The organism is Mycobacterium sp. pW045, from assembly GCF_041287085.1.
GTDB lineage: Bacteria > Actinomycetota > Actinomycetes > Mycobacteriales > Mycobacteriaceae > Mycobacterium > Mycobacterium algericum_A.
The window spans coordinates 1-2466 of the sequence record NZ_JBGGKU010000022.1; the positions used below are offsets into that span (position 1 = coordinate 1).

Genomic DNA, 2466 nt, shown 5'->3' on the forward strand with positions numbered 1-2466 from the left:
TGGTGTAGTGGCGTGTTGTGGACCCGAAGCGGAGTGATCTACCCATGGCCAGGGTGAAGCGCGGGTAAGACCGCGTGGAGGCCCGAACCCACTTAGGTTGAAGACTGAGGGGATGAGTTGTGGGTAGGGGTGAAAGGCCAATCAAACTCCGTGATAGCTGGTTCTCCCCGAAATGCATTTAGGTGCAGCGTTGCGTGTTTCTCACCGGAGGTAGAGCTACTGGATGGCCGATGGGCCCTACTAGGTTACTGACGTCAGCCAAACTCCGAATGCCGGTGAGGTAGAGCGTGGCAGTGAGACGGCGGGGGATAAGCTCCGTGCGTCGAGAGGGAAACAGCCCAGATCGCCGGCTAAGGCCCCTAAGCGTGTGCTAAGTGGAAAAGGATGTGCAGTCGCGAAGACAACCAGGAGGTTGGCTTAGAAGCAGCCACCCTTGAAAGAGTGCGTAATAGCTCACTGGTCAAGTGATTGTGCGCCGATAATGTAGCGGGGCTCAAGCACACCGCCGAAGCCGCGGCAATCCGTGAGGATTGGGTAGGGGAGCGTCCTGCATCCGGTGAAGCCACAGAGTGATCTAGTGGTGGAGGGTGTGGGAGCGAGAATGCAGGCATGAGTAGCGATGAGGCAAGTGAGAACCTTGCCCGCCGAAAGACCAAGGGTTCCTGGGCCAGGCCAGTCCTCCCAGGGTGAGTCGGGACCTAAGGCGAGGCCGACAGGCGTAGTCGATGGACAACGGGTTGATATTCCCGTACCCGTGTGTGGGCGTCCCTGATGAATCAGCGGTACTAACCACCCAAATGGTGAATGATCTGATCCCTTCGGGGTGAGGGCGTTTGCCGGCTGCGTGGGACCTTCGTTGGTAGTAGTCAAGCGATGGGGTGACGCAGGAAGGTAGCCGTACCAGTCAGTGGTAATACTGGGGTAAGCCGGTAGGAAGAGATCTAGGCAAATCCGGGTCTCATATATTCCGAGAGGTGATGCATAGCCAATTGTGGCGAATTCGGTGATCCTATGCTGTCGAGAAAAGCCTCTAGCGAGCACGCACACGGCCCGTACCCCAAACCAACACAGGTGGTCAGGTAGAGAATACCAAGGCGTACGAGTGAACTATGGTTAAGGAACTCGGCAAAATACCCCCGTAACTTCGGGAGAAGGGGGACCCTCATACCGTCAACACCTTCGCGGTGGGCAGCGGGAGGGGGTCGCAGAAACCAGTGAGAAGCGACTGTTTACTAAAAACACAGGTCCGTGCGAAGTCGCAAGACGATGTATACGGACTGACGCCTGCCCGGTGCTGGAAGGTTAAGAGGACCGGTTAACCCCTTTCGGGGGGTGAAGCTGAGAATTTAAGCCCCAGTAAACGGCGGTGGTAACTATAACCATCCTAAGGTAGCGAAATTCCTTGTCGGGTAAGTTCCGACCTGCACGAATGGCGTAACGACTTCTCAACTGTCTCAACCATAGACTCGGCGAAATTGCATTACGAGTAAAGATGCTCGTTACGCGCGGCAGGACGAAAAGACCCCGGGACCTTCACTATAGCTTGGTATTGATGTTCGATGCGGTTTGTGTAGGATAGGTGGGAGACTGTGAAACCCGCACGCCAGTGTGGGTGGAGTCGTTGTTGAAATACCACTCTGATCGTATTGGACCTCTAACCTCGAACCATGAAGCTGGTTCAGGGACAGTGCCTGGTGGGTAGTTTAACTGGGGCGGTTGCCTCCTAAAATGTAACGGAGGCGCCCAAAGGTTCCCTCAACCTGGACGGCAATCAGGTGTTGAGTGTAAGTGCACAAGGGAGCTTGACTGTGAGACTGACACGTCAAACAGGGACGAAAGTCGGGACTAGTGATCCGGCACCCCCGAGTGGAAGGGGTGTCGCTCAACGGATAAAAGGTACCCCGGGGATAACAGGCTGATCTTCCCCAAGAGTCCATATCGACGGGATGGTTTGGCACCTCGATGTCGGCTCGTCGCATCCTGGGGCTGGAGCAGGTCCCAAGGGTTGGGCTGTTCGCCCATTAAAGCGGCACGCGAGCTGGGTTTAGAACGTCGTGAGACAGTTCGGTCTCTATCCGCCGCGCGCGTCAGAATCTTGAGGAAACCTGTCCCTAGTACGAGAGGACCGGGACGGACGAACCTCTGGTATACCAGTTGTTCCACCAGGAGCACGGCTGGATGGCCACGTTCGGACAGGATAACCGCTGAAAGCATCTAAGCGGGAAACCCACTCCAAGACCAGGATTCTCACCCATTTAAGTGGGATAAGGCCCCCCGCAGACCACGGGATCGATAGACCAGACCTGGAAGCACCGCAAGGTGTGCAGGGAACTGGCACTAACCGGCCGAAAACTTACCAACACACAACAAACAAAAAAATTGTCGTGTTGCCCGCAACCACACCACACAACACATAACCCACACCCCACCACCAAAACAAACATTGGTGAACACGGTGCCGGCCCC

General features: G+C 55.9%; 1 rRNA gene. It reads left to right on the top strand.

Annotated features, from left to right (window positions below):
* Positions 1 to 2361, top strand: a 23S ribosomal RNA gene (locus tag ACAG20_RS21020); the annotation flags it as partial.
* Between the last annotated feature and the right edge of the window lie 105 nt (positions 2362 to 2466).